Raw genomic sequence first — 21,315 nt, forward strand, 5'->3', positions numbered from 1 at the left:
CCGATCCGAAACATAAGTTGGTGAGGCGGCAGCATGTGAGCCTACGACCTACGGTTTTGGAGGCCTGACCGCAACACAGCTATCCCTCATTCTCTTTGCCAAGAGCCAGATTGAAGCATACCAGATTGTTATTTCGAAAGGAAATTCAAGCTTCCCACAAGTGTTGTCATTGCTGTGAAACGATTATTGAAACTATTGGCATCCTCTTGGAATTTCCGTTCACGAGACCATTCGACATCAAGGTGGTCAAATTCTTTGAACCCGCAGTGGGGCTGGACAGTTCATGGTTTCAACCCTAATCAAACAGCAACGTTTCCTCGCTTGCATTGGACCGTATTTTGAAGGCTGTCATTTTAGCGGGTGGCTTTGGTACCCGCATTAGTGAAGAGACGAATTTGCGCCCCAAACCGCTGATCGAGATTGGTGGCAAACCGATCCTTTGGCACGTCATGAAAATATACGAAGCACATGGCATCAATGATTTTGTTATCTGCTGCGGCTTCAAGGGCTATTTGATCAAAGAGTATTTCGTTAATTACTTCCTTCATCAATCCGACATCGAAGTGAACCTTGCCACAAATAAGACGGAAGTTAAGCAACTGACGAGCGAATCCTGGTGCGTGACGCTGGTGGACACAGGTGAAAAAACGATGACAGGTGGCCGGCTTAAGCGGGTGCTGCCCTATGTCGAAGATGAGGAATGTTTTTGCTTCACTTATGGTGATGGCGTTGCGGACGTCGATATTACGAAACTGATTGCTGATCACAAAACCCATGGCAAATTGGCGACTGTTACCGCCGTACAACCCCCTGGACGCTACGGCGCACTAGAATTGACGGGTTCCGATGTCAACGGCTTCTCCGAGAAACCAAAAGGAGATGGGGGGTGGATCAATGGTGGTTTTTTTGTCTTGGACCCAAAAGTTATCGACACAATCGAAGGCGATGACACGCATTGGGAGTCGGAACCGATGATGCAGTTGGCTGATGAAGGCCAGTTGAGAGCATTCTTTCACCGTGGTTTTTGGCAACCGATGGATACCTTGCGCGAACGCCAGGAACTCGAAGAGCTTTGGGCCAAAGGGGACGCGCCCTGGAAAATCTGGGGGTAAAACATGGGGTTAAATCATGAAGTTTGATCCTGAGTTTTGGCGTGGTCGGCGGGTTTTACTGACTGGTCATACAGGTTTTAAAGGCGCATGGCTTAATCAATGGCTCCGTACCATGGGGGCCAATGTCGTCGGGTTCTCTCTTGCTTCGGAAACCGATCCGAACCTTCATACACTTTTGGCACACAATGACGAGAAGAGCGTTATTGGTGATCTGCGAAGTTATTCGGATGTACAGAAAGTTGTCGAAAAGCACCAGCCACAAATCGTTCTGCACCTGGCTGCACAGGCCTTGGTTCGCCGGAGTTATCGTGACCCACTAGAAAGCTTCGAGACAAATGTTATGGGCACGGCAAACCTGTTAGACGCACTAAGACGCTGTCGATCTCTTGAATCTGTGCTGGTTGTGACCAGTGACAAGGCTTATGAAAATGATGAAAGAGGTGTTCCTTTTTCAGAAGGCGATGCGTTGGGTGGTAAGGATCCTTACAGCGCGTCTAAGGGATGTCAGGAAATTGTGACTCACAGTTTTGCGCGAAGTTATTTTGCGGATAAAGGAATTCCTGTTGCGACTGCGCGGGCCGGAAATGTTATCGGTGGTGGAGACTGGTCCGAAGATCGTTTGATGACTGATCTTGTTACAGCTCTTTACGAACAAAAGGATATTGTTCTTCGTAATCCACTGGCGACGCGTCCATGGCAACATGTTCTTGAGCCTCTTGGTGGGTACTTGCTTTATGCGCAGGCTTTGGCGACGGGAAAAATGACACTGCCGGCCTTAAATTTTGGCCCGCATGGCTCTGACAATGTGCAGACTGTTGTCGAAAAAATGCTTGATCTATGGGGCGGTGAAAATTCCTGGTTGTTGGAAGGGAAAGAGCAGCCCGCGGAAGCGCATGCACTTGCCCTTGATATTTCCAGAGCAGAACAAAGCTTGAATTGGCATCCCCGCCTTGATCTGGACGAAACCCTGAACTGGATCGTTTCCTGGCATAAAGAACACGCTGTGGGTAATTGTGTTAAAAACATTACGCAGCAACAAATTGAAACTTTCCAAACTTTATTGGCGAACGAATGAGCATATTGACTTGCCGCTCTTGCGGTACGGAATTGAAGCATACCCTTCTTGATTTGGGTAAAACACCTTTGGCTAATTCCTATGTCGAAAAGGGTAAGGAAGGCATCTCTGATTCACAATACCCGCTCCACGCTCGGGTTTGCAGCGAATGCTTCTTGGTTCAGGTCGAAGATGTCGTGCCGCCTGAAGATATCTTTTCTGACTACGCTTATTTTTCCTCCTATGCATCCAGTTGGGTAGAACACGCGAAAAAGTATGCGAAGAAATCGTCCGAACGCTTTGGTTTAAATAAATCAAGCCTGGTGATTGAAGTTGCTTCCAATGATGGTTATTTGCTTCAGCACTTTGTTCAAAATGGCATCCGGGTTCTTGGTATAGAGCCTGCGGCTAATGTTGCTGAAGAAGCGCGAAAAAAATCAGTGCCGACAGAGGTTGCATTCTTTGGCCGCGAAACGGCACGTAAAGTTAAGGAACAACACGGGGCAGCGGATTTGATGGCTGCCAATAATGTACTGGCACATGTACCGGACATTAATGATTTTGTCTCTGGATTTGAAGTTCTTCTTGCAGACGATGGTGCGGTTAGTTTTGAGTTTCCAAGCTTGCTGAACTTAATCGAAAAAGTTCAGTTTGATACCATTTATCACGAGCATTTTTCGTACCTTTCTCTTTTTGCTATCGAGAAATGTTTTGAACGGAACGGGCTGCGTGTATTTGACGTTGAAGAACTGGAAACTCACGGTGGGTCTTATCGTGTCTGGGCTTGTAAGGAGGCAAGTGACAGAACTGAAACTGAGAATCTGCATCTTATTCGTCAAAAGGAAAAAGCGGCTCATCTGGATAGCCTTGCTGGCTATGAAAATTTTGAACCCAGAGTTCGAAAGCTCCGCGAAGAACTGTTGAATTTTCTTCACAAGGCGAAGGATGAAGGTAAATCGGTTCTTGGTTATGGAGCTGCGGCTAAGGGAAACACTTTGCTGAATTATTGTGGTGTGGGTGTGGATCTGATTTCCCATGTTGCTGATCTTAATCCCCATAAACAAAATACGTTGTTACCCGGAAGTCGTATTCCAGTTATTGCGCCAACAGAAATCGCGGAACTCAAACCGGATTATATCCTGATACTGCCGTGGAATCTGAGGGATGAAATATCCTCGTCTCTATCCTATGTAAGTGAATGGGGATGTAAGTTTGTTGTACCTGTGCCGACGACGGAGGTGATTTCTTGAAATTTGAGCAGACAGATGTTGATGGGCTCTTTTTAACTGAGCTTACGACCTTTGGGGATGAAAGAGGGTTCTTCGCGCGGGCCTTTTGTGACCAACTGTTTGCCGAGAACGGAATAGAATTTTCAGTTCGACAAATTAATTTATCTGGAAACACATCTCAAGGCACGCTTAGGGGGCTTCACTATCAAACTGCCCCTAAACCTGACCCCAAAGTGGTTCGCTGTATTCGTGGCGCGGTATGGGATGTCGTGGTTGATTTGAGAAAAGAGTCTCCGACGTACCTAAAATGGTATGGTGCTGCGTTGACAGCCGACAATCGCAAGGCTTTGGTAATACCCGGTGGCTGTGCTCATGGATTTTTGACCTTAGAGGATGATAGCGAACTACTTTATTTAATGGGTGAGGAGTTTGTGCCCGATTTGGCTGGTGGACAGCGATGGAACGATCCCGCATTTGCGATTGAATGGCCTTTTGAACCAAAGATTATTGCCGACCGTGACGCAAATTACCCTGATTATGTTGTTTCATGAGCCGTATTCTTGTCACAGGTGGGATGGGATTTATCGGCCAACATGCAGTCAAGGCATTGGAAGATGCAGGACATGAACTTATTCTCGTTACGCGAAAACAAGTTGAGGCAAAAACGTCTGGTGCCTTCTTGTATGGTGACCTTCTAAAAGAAGGCGAGCCTGAGAGAATAGTCAAAGAAGCCCGTGCGGAGTATTTACTTCATCTGGCTTGGGAGACTGAGCACGGCCATTTTTGGAATGCAGAAAGCAATTATCTCTGGAAGAAGCAAAGCATAAATCTTGTGACATCTTTTTGGGAGCAAGGCGGGCACCGAGCTGTTTGTGCGGGCAGTTGTGCAGAATATGATTGGTCTGCCAAAACCTCAGAAAGTCCGCTGGATGAATTTCACAGCCCTTTGCTTCCAGGGACCGTTTACGGGCAATGTAAGGTTGATTGTTTTCGTGCGCTTGAGAGCTTAAGTGATCAGACGCATAGCCTTGCTTGGGGGCGCGTATTCTTGCTTTATGGTAAGGGAGAGACAGGCACGCGATTTGTACCTTCTATTATCACTTCTTTGCTCGATGATTGTGAAGCTAAGATGTCATCTGGCTCTCAAGTGAGAGATTTTTTAGATAGCAGAGACGTTGGACGTGCTTTTGCTGCTTTAACGATGTCGGATGTACTGGGAGCGGTTAATATTTCAAGCGGTACAGGTGTTCAGCTGATTGATGTTGCAAAAATGATTGGGGAGCTCATTGGAAAATCTGAGCTGCTAAAGCCAGGGGCTTTCCCCGATAGAGCCGGTGAGCCCCTTAATTTGGTCGGCGTAAATCAACGCTTAACGGATGAGGTCGGGTTCGTGCCTGAGTATTCTCTGAAAAGCGGGCTGTCGGATGTGATTAAGTATTGGCAAAAAATGATCACACAAAACGAGTAACCGTATTTTAAGTGTCAGTAACATAAGAAAAGGCCCAAACGCTGTGTTCGGGCCTTTTTAGTTAATTTTAAATCTTAGTCCGTAGATGGAAAGATTTCGGGCGGGTCAGATGTTCGTATGCTATTTTTGAAAGACTGCAGCCGCGACCAGAATTCTTGACACCTGTCCAGGCTAATGCTGGATCAAGATAATCACAACGGTTCATGAACCATGTCCCCGTGTTGATGTCGTCGCCGATTGCCAAGGCGGCGTCTGCATCTTCAGTCCAGATAGAAGCTGTTAGACCAAACTCGCTGTCGTTCATCAGTTTGATGGCTTCTTCGTCGGAGGAAACTTTCATCACGCCGACGACTGGGCCAAAGCTCTCTTCGTTCATCACGCGCATGGAATGATCAACGCCAACAACAAGCTGAGGCGCAAGGTATGGAGTGCCTTCTTTATCAGCTGCAAAGAAACCTGGATCAATCAACGCTTCAGCGCCGGCTTTAACCGCTTCGGCAACTTGGCCACGTACAAATTCAGCGGCGCTGGTTTTAACCACAGGGCCCATGTTTGTGTTTGTGTCTGTCGGGTTGCCCAGCTTGTACTGTTTCAAAAGATCGACAGCACCGGATACAAAGTCGTCATATACGGAATCGTGCACATAAATGCGCTCGATACCGCAACAGGATTGGCCAGAGTTGAACATTGCGCCATCAACGAGGCTTTCGACAGCATAGGCAACGTTTGCATCCGCACGTACATAACCAGGGTCTTTGCCGCCGAGTTCTAGGCCTGTGGCAATGAAGCGTCCAGATGCGGCTTTTTGGATGGCGTGACCAGCAGGAACAGAACCAGTGAAGTTGACAAAATCAACACCGTCAGAACCGATAAGTTTCGCAGCGCTATCATGGCCCATGTGTAAGTGCTGGAAAACACCGTCTGGCAAGCCTGCTGCTTTGAATGCTGCGCTAAAACGTTCTGCACAAAGCGGTGTTTGAGCTGCATGCTTCAGAAGGACTGTATTGCCAGCCAAAAGGGCAGGAACAATGCAGTTAACGGCTGTCATCAATGGGAAGTTCCAAGGTGCGACAACAAAAACGACACCGAGAGCTTCTTTGCGGATAAAGCGTGTGAAGCCTTCTTTATCACCAACGTTCTGGTCAGCAAGTGATTCCGGCGCAATGTCGATCATATAGCGCGCGCGCTCTTCAAAGCCACCGATTTCGCCGGGAGCTTGTGAAATCGGACGACCGATCTGCCACGTAATTTCTTCGGCAATGGCATCTTTGTTAGTAACAAAGTAGTCAACAGCCTTGCTCAATAAGGCCTGTTTTTCGCTGATCGGCACTTTGCGCCAGCTTTTCTGGGCCGCGACGGCTTTGTCCAGGGCTGCCTGAATATCACTATCGCTTGATAGCGGGCGTTCTACGTAAACGGACCCGTCAACGGGTGAGATACATTTTAACAATTGGCTCATGGAAGGGGCTCTCCTTGGTGTTGTGGAGTATATTTTGTGAAACCTTCTTAAAGGTAACGAGAGCCTGCGACAAGATGTGCCAGCGGAAGCCCAGATATGCAATTTATGCATGGCTATGCGCAAAAAATGCATGGCTTGTATGTGTCTGACTGATAATTATACTTTATATAACACTTTAGTTTTTGACAGCCAACTTTGTACATAATCAATGTTCAATAAGCGACTCATACTGAGCTGGAAATAGATAAAGAATATAAGTAAGGTTCGTCTCCTAGGGTTTTCCAGAAGAGCAATCTCTTAAATCATTACTTGGTAACTCTGTAAAGTCGGCGAATTGATGGTTACTAAAGGTATAAACTTGATAGGGTTGTTTGGATAAGAGGCCGTTAACCTTTCTCATGTCAAAATTATTGGCTGCAAATGGAATTAAGAAATCGTTAACAATAAAGTTTTATACTTTAATATATCAAACATATTGTCGGAGCATGTAGCTCGATCCTCATACTTGACCATCTTGCTCAAGATTGGGGCGACCTCAGGAGGAGAAAATGGCTCTTTCCGCACTAGGCTTATTACAACAAGGTCTTGATACCCTTCGTGGTCTTCGAGGTCAGGAACTCGCTGACCAAAATAAGGCTCGGGATTTGGTAGGCAAAGGTACAGATCTTCAAAATACAACAGGCCAGTCCCAGCGCCCTGTAATTGATGACCAGATTGATGTTCCGCAAAGTTTATTAAAAGACAGTAATCAGGGCGATGATGCTCAATCAGGTGCTTTAACACCCTCAGAAGCCGTTCAGCGTACTTTGGGGGCCGCACTTGATTCTATTGTCGGAACGCTTGCCGAAGTCTTCGAGCGCTTGGGTAATACAAAAGAAGCAGCTTTGGAATTTGCGCAAAATCTGGTGAATTCTATTAAAGAGTCTGCAAAAAATTCCGATGAATTCAGTTTTTCTTTTGAGCAGTCCGTAGCGACAAGCTCCAGGACGGCAATTTCCTATGCCGGAGCTGATGGAACAGCATCGGGTACAAGAGAACAAAGCTATCTGGCTGTTCAATCCTTGGATATTTATGTGAACAATACAACAGGTGAGCTGTCGTTTAACTTTGCATCGGTTCAAGCCGAAATAACACGGACAAGAGCTGTCGCTCAGTCCGGTTCTGCCGCGGGTGCAAACGCGTTATTGGGAAAGGTTATGAATGGACTTGAAGGGGGTAACCTTCTCGAGGCCGGGGATAATCTGTTGCTTGATAACCAAGGGCAAGGACTTAGTGAATTAATCCGTAAACTGGTGACAGGTCCTGAAAAAGATAAAGAAGAAGAAAACAAAAATGTATTAGAGCCGCTTTTCAAAGATGGCCCATTGTTAACCATTCGTGGTCGAGAAGACATTCCCGCATCAGAAAAGAGTGGAGATGACGTAACCCGCTTGAAGGCGGATTTACTGGTCCCTATAGGTCAACTTTTTAATGGAGCCCGTGGTACTGAATTTGAAGGAAAAGACGGTGTTCGACAGCTTCTTGCTGACGCTTTTGGTGGTGAGAGAAATAGAACTGATATTAATACTTGAATAAGTCAAGTTTCGGGAGAAATCCCGGGAAGCAGTGTGCATGTGTTGTGCACCTACGGGCAAATCAAGGGGCTGGTTTCAGCCCCTTGATTTTATTTTATCTCTTTTGATTATTTCTGTTAGGGTCTGGCCAACAATCCGCCATCTACAACCAGTTCAGTACCCGTTATGTAGCTGGCTTTATCTGATAAAAGAAAAAGAGCTGCATCGGTAATGTCTTGGGTTGTGCCTGCGCGCCCAAGTGGAATAACGGTTTCAGTCATCCGTTGAGTTTCCGGGTTTTCTATCCATCTTTCCTGCATTGGCGATACGGTGGGGCCAGGTAATATAGAATTTGACCTGATGCTGTCTTTGGCACCTTCAAGGGCAACTGTTTTGGAAAGGGAAATAATACCGGCCTTTGATGCCTGGTACGCCACTTGTGGTTTATCATCCCCCCGCATTGCCTGGATAGAAGCGATATGTACCATCGCCCCTGAGCCATTCTTCCGCATATGTGGCATGGCGTGGCGACAGGTAATGATCATGGATTTGAGATTAATTTCCATGATGCGATCCCATGCATCCAAGTTGGTTTCTTCTGTAGATCGGTCTTTGTCAAACCATAGAACCCCAGCCGCATTTACAAGGTAATCAATTCGTCCGGTTGCCTCAAAAGCCCTATCCATAACGCCTTTTACAAATTCAGAGCTTGTAACATCGCCCAGCTCAAAATTAATCAGCTCTTTATGACTGTGCGTATTAAGATTTATTGTGGTTGGCTTGATATCAACAAGAACTACATTCGCGCCTTGGCTGGCAAGATCAAGGCCGATGTTAAGTCCCATACCACCTGCGGCACCGGTAATAATTGCTGTTTTTCCTGAAAAACTCATCGGAGCCTCATTTAATGACTGTTGATTAAAATAATACTTCAGGACTGAGCAATAAAAATTTGTCCTGTACCTGTAAAGAGTTGGTGTTGATGACAGCTATTTCAGGTTCATAAGTCGTTCAATACGCAATGACGTTGCGGGATGTGTCGATGTTAAGTCGCTGGCAAGCTCACTGAACGATCTGTTCGGGTTGATGATAAAAAGGTGTTCTGTTGCCGCATTCTTTTCTTTTAGATGTGCATGGCCTTCAATTTTGCCAAGCGCAGATGCCAGTCCTTTGGGGTTGCGCGTTAACTGCGCGGCCGTTGCATCGGCAAGGTATTCACGTTCTCGAGAGATTGCCATGCGAACAAGATAGGCAACAAGCGGGGCAAGAATGGCAGCAAGAAGCCATACGACACCTACGATAATAAGAAGTGCGCCATGACCGCCTTTACTATCTTTTTTCGATTTTGAGGAGCCAGAATAAAAGAATATCCGACTAATCCGTGTCATTATTTCAGCAAACACAGCGATGAGCCCGGCGCCGACAGCGACGAGAACAGCATATTGAACATCTCGATTAAGGATGTGTGCCATTTCATGAGCGATGACGCCTTGAAGTTCATCACGGGACATAACATCGTATAGGCCTGTGGTGACGGTTACTGACGCTTTGTCTGGCCGCAGCCCTGTGGCAAAGGCATTAATTCCAGCATCCGGAATGATATAAACCGCAGGTTTGGGGAGACCAGAAGCAATGGCCATTTCTTCGACCACATTATGTAGATCTTCGTAAGTATTGTAATCTGCCTCTATCGCTCCGTTCATATGCAATAAGGTTTTGTCGGCGGCGTAGTAGGTCCAAATCAAAGCTAGAATTGAAAAGACGACCATTCCGGCCGCTGCCAAAAGTCCCCAATCACTTAAGGCGGTTCGTCGCAAGAGCTGAAAAACATCAGCATCATAGGGCGATGACTTTAATGCTGGATGTGTCCCGGTAAAGATCTCTGCTGCCCAGCCGGATATGTAGCCAAGAAACGTAGCTGTAAAAATCATAATAAAACACAGAATAAATGAGTTCCGCTTATTCCGTGCTTGTGCCGATTTAAAATCTGTAGAAATCAGAGCAAGAGTATCTAATGACATCTATAAAGCCTATAGGAAGGGAAGGTATCTTAGAAAGATACTTTCGGTGGTTCCTGGGCTGCTGTCCGGGTTGCTTCGTCAAGCTCCCAAAGATCTTCGAGTTTGAATTTAAAAAATGAAGCAAAGATGTTTGAAGGAAACTGTTGTATGCGATTGTTTTGGGCTGTTGTAATATCGTTATAGTGTTGCCGGGCAAAAGCGACTTTGTTCTCTGTTGATGTCAGCTCTTCGGTTAAATCACTAACACTTTGTTGTGATTTTATATCTGGATAGTTCTCCATAACGGCCAGCAAGTTTGCTGTTGCATTTGATAACAGGTTGTTGCTTTCGATGGCTTCACTTTTGGAATCTGCATTGTAAGCACGGGTTCTCGCTTCGGTCACTTGGGTGAGAACGTCTTTTTCGTGTGCCATAAAACCTTTTACGGTTTCAATAAGATTAGGGATCAGGTCTAGTCGACGTTTTAGCTGTACGTCAATCTGCTTCCAGGCATTTTCAACAGAATTGCGTCCGGCAACAAGGGCGTTATAAACAGTGATGGCATAAAAACCTGCGGCGACGACAATAGCTAGAACAATATATTCAGTCATGATTCCCCCTTGGATAAAACGCTTTCAAGATCAGAAAAGCGATAGAATACAGCTTAGATTTGAGCATTTTTCCTTGAAAATCAAGTTGCAAGTGTGTTCATCGACTGAATATTGAGTCAGCTTGTTTACCCAAACGTTCCATTTGTCTTGTTTGTTGTTTTGCGGTTTAGGCTGTTTACAAAGACGATTGTAATTCTTTACGATTTTTTGGTTTTCACTGGCTTTGTTCTGTTGGGGTAACAAGTTGTGCAAATTTCGCACTTAGTTCCATCGCAGCCACGTGCCGAACAGTATTCTCTGCCATAATAAATGATTTCCAGATGAAGGTCGTTCCAACGGTCTTTCGGAAAGACACGTTTCAGATCTTTTTCCGTTTGTTCTACATTTTTCCCATTGGTTAATCCCCATCGCTGTGCAAGGCGGTGGATGTGAGTATCAACGGGAAAGGATGGCACGCCAAAGGCTTGTGACATAACGACGCCTGCGGTTTTGTGACCAACACCAGGTAACTCTTCTAATGCTTCCATCGATTGGGGGACGATGCCGTTATATTTGTCGATCAATATTTTAGATAATTCTGAAATGGCTTTGGATTTACGTGGAGATAAACCACAGGGGCGGATAATTGCTCTGATTTCCTCAACAGGCACCTTGGACATGTCATAGGGATTGTCAGCACGGGCGAAAAGAGCGGGCGTAATTTTGTTAACGCGTTCATCCGTACATTGGGCCGAAAGAAGGACAGCAACCAGTAATGTATAGGAATCAGTATGATCTAGTGGAATCGGCAGGGTGGGATAAATTTCTTTCAGACGCTTGTTTATATATTCAACGCGATCTTTTTTTAACATTTTCTCATTTATCTCGAAGATTCAGGGAATTTTAGCTTTTGATATACTTTATGTTAACGCTCACCACGAATAATCGTCTTAACTGCTATAAAAGCAACAGTATAATTCTCTCGTAAAGAGACTTGTTAATAAGGTCGGGTCAAGTCGTGTCAGAAGATCAAAACAAAAATACAGATGAAAACCAAGAACAAGCCATCGTTGATGATGCCAATTCAGATGTGCTTCAAGCCCAAGAAAACGTTGATGGGCACGAAAAGAAAATAGAAGAGGGGAGTGATCAGGATCGGCAAGACGAACCTGATCATGAAGCAGAGTTTGGGGCAGATCCTGAGTTAGAAGACGCACCTCGAACAACATTCCTTGGGAACTTTTCTGTAACAACAAGAATATCTTCCTTGATGTTGCTGGGTATTATTGCCCTTGGGGTTATCTGTGCAATTTATTTTGTGGGTGATGTTCTTCTGTCGCAAAGCCGTGAGCAACTGGCCCAGAACCAGGTGAAACTGGCGCAAAGCCAAGAGTTACTGGCTAAGGACCAGAGCCTGTTGGAAGAGTCTCAGCACGTTCAAAAATTAGTTGATGAGATTGAAGTTAATATCAACCGTCTTGCCTTGAACGAAAAAGATTTCTTATTAAAAAGCGATCTAAAATTTGAAGACCTTTTCTTTCAGGAAATGGATATTGTAAATGCCAAGTTGAAAGAGCTGAAGGAAGGGGCAACAAACGAAGAAATCAAAGCTGCGGCACAGGAACTGGAAAAAAGGTTACGTGCTTACGAAGATGGTTTCGGGGTTGTTGTTCAAGATAAATCTACCCTGGGTATGACAAAAAATGCTGGCCTAAAAGGGAAGCTTAACAATTCAGCTTTTGCGATCGAAGATAGCTTGAAAGCCCCGTATCTTATCAAGCTTGCTGGTGAGATGACGGCTATTCGTACCGTTGAGAAGACTTTTATTATTACGCATGAACAGGACGATATGAAAGCCGTCCTTAAACAGGGCAAAAAATTCCTTCGTAATGTGAAATATGCTTTGCTTTCGAAAAAAGAGAAGAAAAAAATTCAAGAACTGGTTGCCACTTATTTGAAGGATTTTGAAAATTTTGCAAATACGACCCTCAGCTTTGATGGTGGCACAGATCAATTGGTTGCAGCTTTTGGCCAACTCAGAGGCCCGATTAGCCAGATGGCGGATTTGAGCAAAGCTGAATTAGCTGTTATTTCGGAACGAGTCACTAAGGTATCAGCCGATGTCGAGGCAGTTTCTACGGATGTTAAAAAAGTATCACAGGAAGCTGACGAAAATGCATCTTCTATTCGTAGCTTGATTATTGGTGCAGCCATTGTGATTTTTATTCTGATGGTGGGTATTGGCATTGTGGTTCTACGAAGCCTGACGGGCCCCATTCGTTTAATTACCAATGTAACGACACGTTTGTCTGAAGGGGATAAAGAGGTTGATATTCCTGCGGTTGATAATCGTGACGAAGTTGGTGAAATGGCGCGCTCACTTCTTGTCTTTAAAGAGAATTTGATCGAAAACGAACGCAATGAAGCTGAGCGTCGAGTGCAACGTCAGGAACGTGAAGCCCGTGCTAAACGCTTGGAAGAATTGGCTGAGCGTTTTGATGGTGAGGTGAGAGAGGTTCTTTCGGGACTTCAAAGCTCTACAGGCCGTATGGGCGATACGGCTTCTACGATGTCAACAATTGCTGATGAAACAAAAGCACAGTCCACTGCTGTTGCTTCGGCCTCTGATTTGGCATCGACAAATGTTCAAACAGTTGCTTCAGCAGCTGAAGAGCTGTCTGCGTCAATTAATGAAATCAGCAGGCAGGTTATGGAATCTTCGAATGTAACCAGTCGCGCAGTTAGCGAAGCAACCAAAACAAGTCAGACTGTTCAGGAACTGTCTGATGCGGCGCAAAAAATTGGTGAAGTTGTTCACTTGATCAATGATATTGCGGAACAAACAAATTTGCTGGCCTTGAATGCAACCATCGAAGCCGCAAGAGCAGGAGAAGCTGGCAAGGGCTTTGCTGTTGTTGCTTCTGAGGTTAAATCACTTGCCAATCAAACGGCTAAGGCGACAGAAGATATTTCAGAGCAAATCGCTGCGATGCAGCGCCAAACAGGATCTGCTGTTGATGATATCGAGGGTATCAGCAAGATTATTAATCAGGTTAACGAAATTGCTTCTGGTATCTCTGCTGCAGTGGAAGAACAAGGGGCGGCAACACAAGAAATCGCGCGTAATACTCAAGAGGCTGCGCGAGGGACACAAGAAGTTTCAGCCAATATTTCTGGTGTGAGTCAGGCTGCGGATAAATCGGGGCAGGCTTCGGATCAGGTGATGACGGCTGTTGATGAGCTAAAAACACAAGGGGATCGTTTAAATTCCCAAGTGCAGAACTTCCTTAAGGAAATTCAGAGCGCGTAGAAGTCAAAATTTGTACGCTTGCAAAATGCTGGGAACATACTCTGTTCCCAGCATTTTTTGTTTCCGGACCTTATGGCGTTGAGTGTTTTTAAGGCTATGTGTTTTTTTGCAACTTTTTAAAATGTAGCCTGCTGACTGCGATACCGGCCAAAATAAGTAATAAGCCTATTATGGTTGTCGAGGGTAATCGTTCCCCAAGGAATAAGGCGCCCCACAAAACGCCAAAAAATGGAACGAGATAGCCGACATAGGAAGCAAAGGTTACGCCGACTTCCCTGATCAGATAGAACCTGAGGATAAAAGCGAGAGCGGTTGGAATGAGGCCTAGGTATAGAAGGGCAAGAATGGAATTGGTTTCACTGGATGCGATTGCAACCCATGGCGTTTCAAATATCAGGCTTACAGGTAAAATTAGCGCGGTGGCGGATATCAAAATTGATGCTGTTACAACAGTGTTCGATTTCTCTTTAATTCTTCGCACCAAAATTCCGGAACAGGCATAGCACATGGCAGCAAGCATTGTGATGATCTGGGCGTAAAAGTTATCCCCAATACCTGAAAAGGTTTCCAAGCCCAAAACAACTATGACACCTGCGAAACCAGCAAGGACACCCAGAAATTTAAACAGCGTAAACCGGTCATCCGTACTAAAAAAGTGTGAGAGTATTAGGGCGATCAGCGGCCCTGTTGCCATCAGGATCGCGGTGAGGCCCGAGCTGATATACTGCTCGGCCCAGCTGATCATTGCAAAAGGGGCAGCCATACTGAAGAAACTTATGAGGATGATCTGATGCCAGAATTTTTTGTCTGTCGGTAGGCTCAGAGATCGAGAACGCATATACACATAGATGACAACAGTTGCGACCAGAAGGCGGCCTGCGGCTATGGTTGCCGGGGGGATATCCTCAACTGTAATTTTTATAGCTAAAAAGGCGGAACCCCAGATAGCTGCCAAGGATGTCAGCAGTAAAAAATCCCAAAATGTTGGTGCGCGCATTATGAAGTCCTGAAAAGCATTTGTTAGCCGAAGCGTATTTATTACCGGGATCGTATTTGTTTAGTGACAGCTTTTGCCTCTTGCCTGAGAATGCGCAAGGAAAAAATAGGATTTGTACGATAGCGGTAAGAAACTTCGGGTGGTAAAAATTAAAAATATACCGCATCTGTTTATTCTTTGTGGCTTTATAAGCACTTAAAAGGCATATAGTCTGTAACTGTTATTATTTTGAACTAGATACTTTTTTATGACTGAGCAGAACGTGCAACATCGTCCCAAAATTGTGGTCATCGGCAATGAAAAGGGCGGATCAGGTAAGTCCACAACGACAATGCATCTTGTTGTTTCTCTTTTAAAAGAGGGATACCGGGTAGGGACGATCGATCTTGATGCCAGACAAGGCACTTTATCCCGGTATCTTGAGAACAGGTCTAGTTTCGCGAAGGGAACAGACAGTTCAATTCCCATGCCTGAACACAGGCGCGTATACCGTTCTCAGGCGCCAACGACAGAAGAAAGTGAAACCGAAGATCGCGAGAACCTTGAACAGGCGATGACGGAACTTTGGGAACTGGATTTTATTGTCTTTGACACGCCGGGGAGTGATAATTATCTGTCACGGCTTGGCCATAGCTATGCGGATATTTTGGTCACCCCATTAAATGACAGCTTTCTTGATATGGATATGCTGGCAAAGGTAGAAGTCGAGGACGACGAACTCAAACTGACACCAAGTACCTATAGCCAAATGGTGTGGGAACAACGCCAACAACGGGCTATACAACGTAAAAAACCCATCGACTGGGTGGTGATGAGGAACAGGCTTTCCCATATTGATGCAAAAAACAAAAGAGACATGGGAATTTTGCTGGAACACTTGGCAAAACGCTTACAATTCCGGTTAGCATCGGGCTTTGGTGAACGTGTTATTTTCAGAGAGCTGTTTCCCAAGGGGCTTACCTTGCTTGATCTGGATCAGAAAGGTACGGGTGTTACGATGAGCATGAGCCACGTCGCAGCTCGTCAGGAAGTACGCTCTTTATTGAGCACTATTGGTTTGGGAAAAGAGGCGTCCTCAAAGGAAACATAGGTTATGATCAAGGCTATGATTTTGAGGATAGATAACTATATAGTATCGAAAGTTTCTTTTTCTGCTCATCGCCATGGTAGAGGAGTTTTCGTTGCCAGAGAGAAAGCCAGCTATATCAGGAAAGTCGGCGCCCCCGGCAAAAAAATCTACAGATAAAGAGGTAGATATTTTTCTGGATAAGCTTGCGCGTCTTCCGAAAACAACCTCGGCAAAGGGACGTCTTATTTTTGCCTTGGATGCAACAGCAAGTCGGCAGATGACTTGGGACCAAGCCTGTCATATTCAGGCAATGATGTTCAAAGAAGCAGGCCGTGTTGGTGATTTGGAAATTCAATTGATTTTTTATCGCGGCTTTGGTGAATGTAAGGCATCGACTTGGGTAAGTGATACCGATCATCTAACGAGGTTAATGACATCTGTTCATTGTTTGGCCGGAAGTACGCAAATTGAAAAAGTCTTAAAACGTGCTGTTAAAGAGACCACTAAGAAGAAAGTAAATGCCCTGGTTTTTGTCGGGGATGCAATGGAAGAAGATATAGATACCCTTGGTCATCTTGCCGGACAATTGGGATTACACGGGCTTCCATGTTTTATGTTTCACGAAGGTGGTGATCCCATTGTTCAAACTGCTTTTAAACAATTTGCAAGGCTATCGGGCGGGGCTTATTGCCCTTTTAATGATGGTGCTGCCCAACAGCTAAAAGATCTGTTAGCTGCGGTTGCTGTTTTTGCTGTTGGTGGGCGAAAGGCCTTGGTTGATTATTCGCAAAAAAATAAAAACAAAACAATGACGGCAAAACTACTCGCTCAAATCCCTGAATGAGCAACATAATACAATAAAAAATCGACGGAGCTTTTAAACGTGATTGCCTATTTTATTCTTGGTGTAGGATTGTTCTTAGGGTCAATTTTTCTGGCCCGTTGGTACAGCCGGGCAAATCCGACAACGGTTCTGAAAACGATCAAAGTTATCCTTGCCATAATTGGTCTCTTTATCGCCCTATTTTTGCTCTTCACTGGGCGAATATTCATGGTGCTTGCTGCGGTACCCTTGCTTCTTCCGCTGTTATTGCGTTCACGGGCTTTGTTTTCGCGTATGAAGGCAGCGGCAGGCGGGACCGCAGGGCAGAGTTCAGAAGTGGTGACCAAGTTTCTCAAAATGAATCTGGATCATGATAGCGGAGAAATGGATGGATTGGTGCTGAGCGGGGATCATGAAGGACATTGGTTGTCTGAATTGAAACTTGGTGAGCTAGAAGAGTTATACCGGGATTACTGTGTGGAGGATCACAAGTCTGCCGAATTGTTGTCGGCATACGCTTCAAGGCGCTTTGGTGAGAGTTGGACGAGTAAAGAGAGCGAAAGTGCACAGGGCCAAGGTGAGGCGGATGATGACACAGATGATAAGCAGACAAGAGGCCATATGGATAGCCATATGGATAGAAAGAAAGCATTGGAAATTTTGGGGTTAAAAGGAAAGCCATCGGCAGAAGAAATCCGACAGGCACACAGGAAGTTGATGCAGAAGTTACACCCGGATCATGGCGGTAGCACCTATCTTGCTACACAGGTTAATCAAGCCAAAGAAATTCTTTTGAATGGCGCTGGTTGAGTTTCCACCTTTACTATGGCAAAGACATAACTAATTTTAAATTTATTGAGGAGTGCGGCTTCTATGCGCCGACCCGTTCGTAAAGCGATTTTCCCTGTCGGGGGACTAGGAACCCGATTTCTACCAGCAACAAAAGCAATGCCCAAAGAAATGTTGCCTGTTGTTGATAAACCTTTGATCCAATATGCTGTAGAAGAAGCCAAAGCTGCGGGAATTGAAGAGTTTATTTTCGTTACGGGGCGGGGAAAAACGGCAATAGAAAACCACTTTGATCGCGAATATGAGCTGGAATCTGTTCTTGAAAGTCGTGGTAAAGAAAAAGAACTCAAAGATTTGACGAGCTTACTTCTCGAAGCAGGCAGTGTAACTTATATGCGCCAGCAAGAACCTTTGGGGTTGGGACATGCCGTTTGGTGTGCCCGCAATGCAATTGGGGATGAACCCTTTGCCGTTTTGCTTGCGGATGATTTGATACAGGCTGGTACGCCGTGTCTCAAACAGATGATTGATAATTATCAGGACACGGGCGGACATTTGGTCGCGGTTATGGATGTTCCAAGAGAGCAAACCAATCGCTATGGTATTCTGGATGTTGTCTCGGAAAATGGTCCTTTGGCAAAAGCCCGGAGCCTGATTGAAAAGCCTGCACCAGAGAATGCTCCTTCTACACTGTCAATTATTGGACGGTACGTGTTAGACCCCTCTGTTTTTGCTGAGCTGAATAAAAAAGAGCGCGGAGCTGGCGGGGAAATACAGCTTACAGATGCTTTGGCCGCAACGCTTGATAATGTTGATTTTCATGGTTTGAGGTTTGAGGGAACCAGATTTGATTGTGGCAGTAAGGCCGGGTTCCTGGAAGCTACGATTGCCTTTGCTCTGGAACGCGAGGACCTTGGTGGTCGCATGCGTGATATTCTGAAAAAATATTCAAATTAAGATGATGGCGGATACTTTGTCGCAAGTATCCTAAGGAGTAATAAATGCGTATTGCAATGATTGGTACCGGCTATGTTGGTCTGGTATCCGGAACCTGTTTTTCCGAATTTGGAACTGATGTTGTTTGTGTCGATAAAGACGAGAGCAAAATTGAGGGCCTCAAAAACGGTGTGATTCCAATTTTCGAGCCGGGCTTGGATACGCTTGTCAAAAATAACGCCGAAGCAGGCCGGTTGACTTTTTCTACTGATCTTGCAGCTGCGGCTAAAGATGCGGATGCTATTTTTATCGCTGTGGGAACCCCACCCGGTGAAAATGATGGCCAGGCCGATCTTTCCTATGTTTATCAGGCCGCAAAAGAAATTGCTGAAGTCATCGATGGCTATAAGGTCATTATAACAAAGTCGACGGTGCCTGTGGGTACAGGGCGTGCCGTAGAGCGCATTATTCGTGAAACGCGGCCTGACGCAGATTTTGATGTTGTCTCTAACCCGGAATTTTTACGCGAAGGGGCGGCGATCAATGATTTTATGCGCCCTGATCGGGTTGTGATTGGTGCCGAAACCAAACGTGCGCAAGACGTGATGGCGGAACTTTATCGTCCGTTATATCTAATCGAAACGCCTATCTTGTTTACGAAGTTGGAAACATCGGAACTGATTAAGTACGCGGGGAACGCTTTTCTTGCGACAAAGATCTCTTTTATCAATCAGATGGCAGATCTATGTGAAAAAGTCGGCGCCGATGTGCATCAGGTCGCCAAAGGCATTGGCCTGGATGGTCGTATCGGTCGAAAATTCCTTCACGCTGGTCCTGGATATGGTGGGTCCTGTTTCCCAAAAGATACGCAAGCTCTCGCCTATACAGCACGCGAGTTTGGTGCGCCTGTCAGTCTGGTTGAAGATGTTATTTCCTATAACAGTGTGCGCAAGCGTCAAATGGCCGAAAAGATCATTGCCCAATGTGGCGGTTCTGTTTCAGGCAAGAAGATTGCTGTTCTAGGGCTGACGTTTAAGCCAAATACAGATGATATGAGGGATTCGCCGAGCCTGGATATTATTCCTCATTTACAGGAAAATGGTGCAAAAGTTAGCGCATATGACCCTGAAGGTATGGTCGAGGCTGCTGAACTCTTGTCTGATGTCGATTATGGCGAGAACGCCTATGAGATTATGAAAGATGCGGATGCACTGGTTATTGTGACAGAATGGAATGAATTCCGTCGGCTTGATCTGGAGCGTGTCAAAGGGCTGTTGACCTCGCCGATTATGATTGATCTGCGCAATATCTATAATCCGGACGAGATGAAAGAAGCTGGTTTTGACTACCTTTGTGTTGGTCGCCCGCTTTCTGCATTTTCTGTTAAATAAAGTTTACGTTTTAAAACTCTAAACCTGACGAGATCGCCTTGTATAATTTTGATCCAACCATCATTCGTGAATATGATATCAGAGGTATCATCGGTGAAACACTTTCTGCTGCTGATGCAACCGCGATAGGAAGGGCCTTTGGGACCATTATTCGCCGCGCTGGTGGAGACAAGGTTGCCGTTGGCTATGATGGAAGGACATCTTCCCCCGTTCTCGCCGAGGCGCTGTCGCAAGGTTTGAGAGCATCAGGGGTTAGTGTTTACGGTGTTGGTCAGGGGCCGACGCCGATGCTGTATTTTGCGGCCTATACCTTGCCTGTCGATGGCGGTATCATGATCACCGGATCTCATAATCCGGGGAATCATAACGGCTTTAAGCTTGTACAGAACAAACAGGCGTTTTTTGGCGAACAGATCAAAGAAATTGATCGTGTCGCAAAGTCTGGTGATTTTGAAGAAGGGGAAGGCGCGTATATCGAACATCCTATCTTCGATGCTTATATTGCCCGACTTCTTGAAGAAGTACAGTTCAAGCAAAGTAATTTGAAAGTTGTTTGGGATGCAGGCAATGGCGCAGCGGGCGAAGCCATGACGGCACTGACGGCACAACTACCCGGACAGCATGAACTTTTGTTTGCTGAAATCGACGGAACATTTCCAAATCACCATCCCGACCCGACGGTTCCGGAAAACCTTATTGATTTGCAAAAAGGGATCTCTGAGAACAAAGCAGACCTTGGCATTGCTTTTGATGGCGATGGTGATCGGATTGGTCTGGTTGATTCCGAAGGCGAAATTTTGTGGGGGGATCAGATTATGCTGTTCCTTGCCAAGGGTGTATTGAAAGATCTTCCCGGTGCTACGGTTATTGCCGATGTAAAAGCCAGCCAGGTTCTTTTTGATGAGGTTGAAAAAGCAGGCGGAAAGCCTGTTATGTGGAAAACGGGTCATTCTCATATTAAATCAAAAATGATTGAACTTGGGGCGCCGTTTGCGGGGGAAATGTCAGCGCATCTTTTCTTTGCCGATCGTTATTATGGCTATGATGATGCCTTATATGCTGCCGTTCGCGTTTTGAACCTTCTCGAAACAGAAGGTTTGTCGCTTGCGGAATTCCGGAAATCACTTCCAAAGGCAGTGAATACACCTGAGATGCGGTTTGAGTGTTCTGATACTCGCAAATTTGACGTTGTTGACGAAGTTGCTGCACGTCTGGCCGAAGAAAAAGCTGATGTAGTTTCTGTTGACGGGGTTCGGGTCAATACAGCTGATGGGTGGTGGCTGTTACGTGCATCTAATACCCAAGCTGTTCTGGTTGCCCGTTGTGAGGCATCTAGTGAAGAGGGCTTGAAGCGATTACAGGCACAGCTTGCTGAGCAATTATTGAAGAGCGACGTTGCTATTCCGAATTGAAAGTATTGATGGCTGTTAAGGGCTATCTATCCAGAACACAGAACATAAAAAACCGGACAAAAACTTTGTCCGGTTTTTTTGCGTAAATTTTGTTCTTGACTGAACGGAGAGAAGACGCGGTTC

General features: G+C 45.6%; 19 protein-coding genes. 13 read left to right on the forward strand and 6 right to left on the reverse strand.

What is annotated here, in order from left to right:
* Positions 1-338 precede the first annotated feature (338 nt).
* From rfbF to Q0241_RS15825, 5 genes are read left to right on the forward strand one after another with little or no spacing between them, the layout of a single operon-like run.
* Complete coding sequence (gene rfbF / locus Q0241_RS15805; protein WP_299379181.1) at positions 339-1,112, forward strand: glucose-1-phosphate cytidylyltransferase; 774 nt, start codon at positions 339-341, stop codon at positions 1,110-1,112.
* A 16-nt stretch (positions 1,113-1,128) separates the two neighbouring features.
* Positions 1,129-2,187, forward strand: a complete 1,059-nt coding sequence (rfbG, locus tag Q0241_RS15810) for a CDP-glucose 4,6-dehydratase (protein WP_299379182.1) — start codon at positions 1,129-1,131, stop codon at positions 2,185-2,187.
* The gene (locus tag Q0241_RS15815; RefSeq protein ID WP_299379184.1) at positions 2,184-3,416 is read left to right on the forward strand and encodes a class I SAM-dependent methyltransferase; all 1,233 of its coding nucleotides are present in this window, start codon (positions 2,184-2,186) and stop codon (positions 3,414-3,416) included. The genes rfbG and Q0241_RS15815 overlap by 4 nt, the downstream gene beginning before the upstream one ends.
* Positions 3,413-3,946 (forward strand): dTDP-4-dehydrorhamnose 3,5-epimerase, encoded by a 534-nt coding sequence (gene rfbC / locus Q0241_RS15820; RefSeq protein ID WP_299379185.1) that lies wholly within the window; start codon positions 3,413-3,415, stop codon positions 3,944-3,946. Before Q0241_RS15815 ends, rfbC begins: the two co-directional genes overlap by 4 nt.
* Entirely contained in the window at positions 3,943-4,863 is a 921-nt protein-coding gene (locus Q0241_RS15825) for an NAD(P)-dependent oxidoreductase (protein ID WP_299379187.1), read from the forward strand. Before rfbC ends, Q0241_RS15825 begins: the two co-directional genes overlap by 4 nt.
* 67 nt (positions 4,864-4,930) lie before the next feature.
* Here Q0241_RS15825 and Q0241_RS15830 read toward each other — a convergent pair whose 3' ends face one another.
* Positions 4,931-6,322 carry an aldehyde dehydrogenase family protein gene (locus Q0241_RS15830; protein ID WP_299379188.1) on the reverse strand — a complete coding sequence of 464 codons (1,392 nt, stop codon included), beginning with the start codon at positions 6,320-6,322 and terminating at the stop codon, positions 4,931-4,933.
* A 548-nt stretch (positions 6,323-6,870) separates the two neighbouring features.
* Here Q0241_RS15830 and Q0241_RS15835 point away from each other — a divergent pair.
* On the forward strand, positions 6,871-7,893 hold the full coding sequence (locus tag Q0241_RS15835; protein WP_299379190.1) for a hypothetical protein: 1,023 nt from the start codon (positions 6,871-6,873) through the stop codon (positions 7,891-7,893).
* Between the two features lie 119 nt (positions 7,894-8,012).
* Here the strand turns inward: Q0241_RS15835 and Q0241_RS15840 are convergent, their stop codons facing one another.
* The 4 genes from Q0241_RS15840 to nth form a co-directional block, all read right to left on the reverse strand.
* Positions 8,013-8,768, reverse strand: coding sequence for an SDR family NAD(P)-dependent oxidoreductase (locus Q0241_RS15840; RefSeq protein WP_299379191.1), 756 nt, complete (start codon positions 8,766-8,768; stop codon positions 8,013-8,015).
* Positions 8,769-8,864: 96 nt separating this feature from the next.
* Complete coding sequence (locus Q0241_RS15845) at positions 8,865-9,896, reverse strand: M48 family metallopeptidase (RefSeq protein WP_299379193.1); 1,032 nt, start codon at positions 9,894-9,896, stop codon at positions 8,865-8,867.
* A gap of 29 nt (positions 9,897-9,925) precedes the next feature.
* Positions 9,926-10,486, reverse strand: a complete 561-nt coding sequence (locus Q0241_RS15850; RefSeq protein WP_299379195.1) for a LemA family protein — start codon at positions 10,484-10,486, stop codon at positions 9,926-9,928.
* Between the two features lie 197 nt (positions 10,487-10,683).
* The gene (gene nth, locus Q0241_RS15855) at positions 10,684-11,337 is read right to left on the reverse strand and encodes an endonuclease III (protein ID WP_299379197.1); all 654 of its coding nucleotides are present in this window, start codon (positions 11,335-11,337) and stop codon (positions 10,684-10,686) included.
* A 146-nt stretch (positions 11,338-11,483) separates the two neighbouring features.
* On the opposite strand from nth, the gene Q0241_RS15860 reads away from it, so the two are divergent.
* Positions 11,484-13,775, forward strand: coding sequence for a methyl-accepting chemotaxis protein (locus Q0241_RS15860; protein WP_299379199.1), 2,292 nt, complete (start codon positions 11,484-11,486; stop codon positions 13,773-13,775).
* A 94-nt stretch (positions 13,776-13,869) separates the two neighbouring features.
* Here Q0241_RS15860 and Q0241_RS15865 read toward each other — a convergent pair whose 3' ends face one another.
* A complete protein-coding gene (locus tag Q0241_RS15865; protein ID WP_299379200.1) occupies positions 13,870-14,772 on the reverse strand; it encodes an EamA family transporter in 903 nt (300 codons plus the stop codon).
* Positions 14,773-15,019: 247 nt separating this feature from the next.
* On the opposite strand from Q0241_RS15865, the gene Q0241_RS15870 reads away from it, so the two are divergent.
* The 6 genes from Q0241_RS15870 to pgmG all read left to right on the forward strand — a co-directional run bounded on the left by Q0241_RS15870 (position 15,020) and on the right by pgmG (position 21,192).
* Entirely contained in the window at positions 15,020-15,862 is an 843-nt protein-coding gene (locus Q0241_RS15870; RefSeq protein WP_299379202.1) for a division plane positioning ATPase MipZ, read from the forward strand.
* Positions 15,863-15,953: 91 nt separating this feature from the next.
* Positions 15,954-16,685, forward strand: a complete 732-nt coding sequence (locus tag Q0241_RS15875) for a VWA domain-containing protein (protein ID WP_299379203.1) — start codon at positions 15,954-15,956, stop codon at positions 16,683-16,685.
* Positions 16,686-16,724: 39 nt separating this feature from the next.
* Entirely contained in the window at positions 16,725-17,474 is a 750-nt protein-coding gene (locus tag Q0241_RS15880; RefSeq protein WP_299379205.1) for a DnaJ domain-containing protein, read from the forward strand.
* Between the two features lie 63 nt (positions 17,475-17,537).
* Positions 17,538-18,410 (forward strand): UTP--glucose-1-phosphate uridylyltransferase GalU, encoded by an 873-nt coding sequence (gene galU / locus Q0241_RS15885; protein ID WP_299379207.1) that lies wholly within the window; start codon positions 17,538-17,540, stop codon positions 18,408-18,410.
* Between the two features lie 44 nt (positions 18,411-18,454).
* A complete protein-coding gene (locus Q0241_RS15890; RefSeq protein ID WP_299379209.1) occupies positions 18,455-19,780 on the forward strand; it encodes a UDP-glucose/GDP-mannose dehydrogenase family protein in 1,326 nt (441 codons plus the stop codon).
* Positions 19,781-19,818: 38 nt separating this feature from the next.
* Positions 19,819-21,192 carry a phosphoglucomutase/phosphomannomutase PgmG gene (gene pgmG, locus Q0241_RS15895; RefSeq protein WP_299379211.1) on the forward strand — a complete coding sequence of 458 codons (1,374 nt, stop codon included), beginning with the start codon at positions 19,819-19,821 and terminating at the stop codon, positions 21,190-21,192.
* Positions 21,193-21,315: the final 123 nt, after the last annotated feature.

Origin of the sequence: uncultured Kiloniella sp. (genome assembly GCF_937128705.1) — a bacterium.
In the GTDB taxonomy this organism is placed as follows: Bacteria; Pseudomonadota; Alphaproteobacteria; order Kiloniellales; family Kiloniellaceae; genus Kiloniella.

Coding starts and splice junctions, on each gene's coding strand:
- rfbG (WP_299379182.1), top strand. CDS start 1,129: ATGAAGTTTGATCCTGAGTTTTGGCGTGGTCGGCGGGTTTTACTGACT.
- Q0241_RS15815 (WP_299379184.1), top strand. CDS start 2,184: ATGAGCATATTGACTTGCCGCTCTTGCGGTACGGAATTGAAGCATACC.
- Q0241_RS15825 (WP_299379187.1), top strand. CDS start 3,943: ATGAGCCGTATTCTTGTCACAGGTGGGATGGGATTTATCGGCCAACAT.
- Q0241_RS15830 (WP_299379188.1), bottom strand. CDS start 6,322: ATGAGCCAATTGTTAAAATGTATCTCACCCGTTGACGGGTCCGTTTAC.
- Q0241_RS15835 (WP_299379190.1), top strand. CDS start 6,871: ATGGCTCTTTCCGCACTAGGCTTATTACAACAAGGTCTTGATACCCTT.
- Q0241_RS15840 (WP_299379191.1), bottom strand. CDS start 8,768: ATGAGTTTTTCAGGAAAAACAGCAATTATTACCGGTGCCGCAGGTGGT.
- Q0241_RS15845 (WP_299379193.1), bottom strand. CDS start 9,896: ATGTCATTAGATACTCTTGCTCTGATTTCTACAGATTTTAAATCGGCA.
- Q0241_RS15850 (WP_299379195.1), bottom strand. CDS start 10,486: ATGACTGAATATATTGTTCTAGCTATTGTCGTCGCCGCAGGTTTTTAT.
- nth (WP_299379197.1), bottom strand. CDS start 11,337: ATGTTAAAAAAAGATCGCGTTGAATATATAAACAAGCGTCTGAAAGAA.
- Q0241_RS15865 (WP_299379200.1), bottom strand. CDS start 14,772: ATGCGCGCACCAACATTTTGGGATTTTTTACTGCTGACATCCTTGGCA.
- Q0241_RS15870 (WP_299379202.1), top strand. CDS start 15,020: ATGACTGAGCAGAACGTGCAACATCGTCCCAAAATTGTGGTCATCGGC.
- galU (WP_299379207.1), top strand. CDS start 17,538: ATGCGCCGACCCGTTCGTAAAGCGATTTTCCCTGTCGGGGGACTAGGA.
- Q0241_RS15890 (WP_299379209.1), top strand. CDS start 18,455: ATGCGTATTGCAATGATTGGTACCGGCTATGTTGGTCTGGTATCCGGA.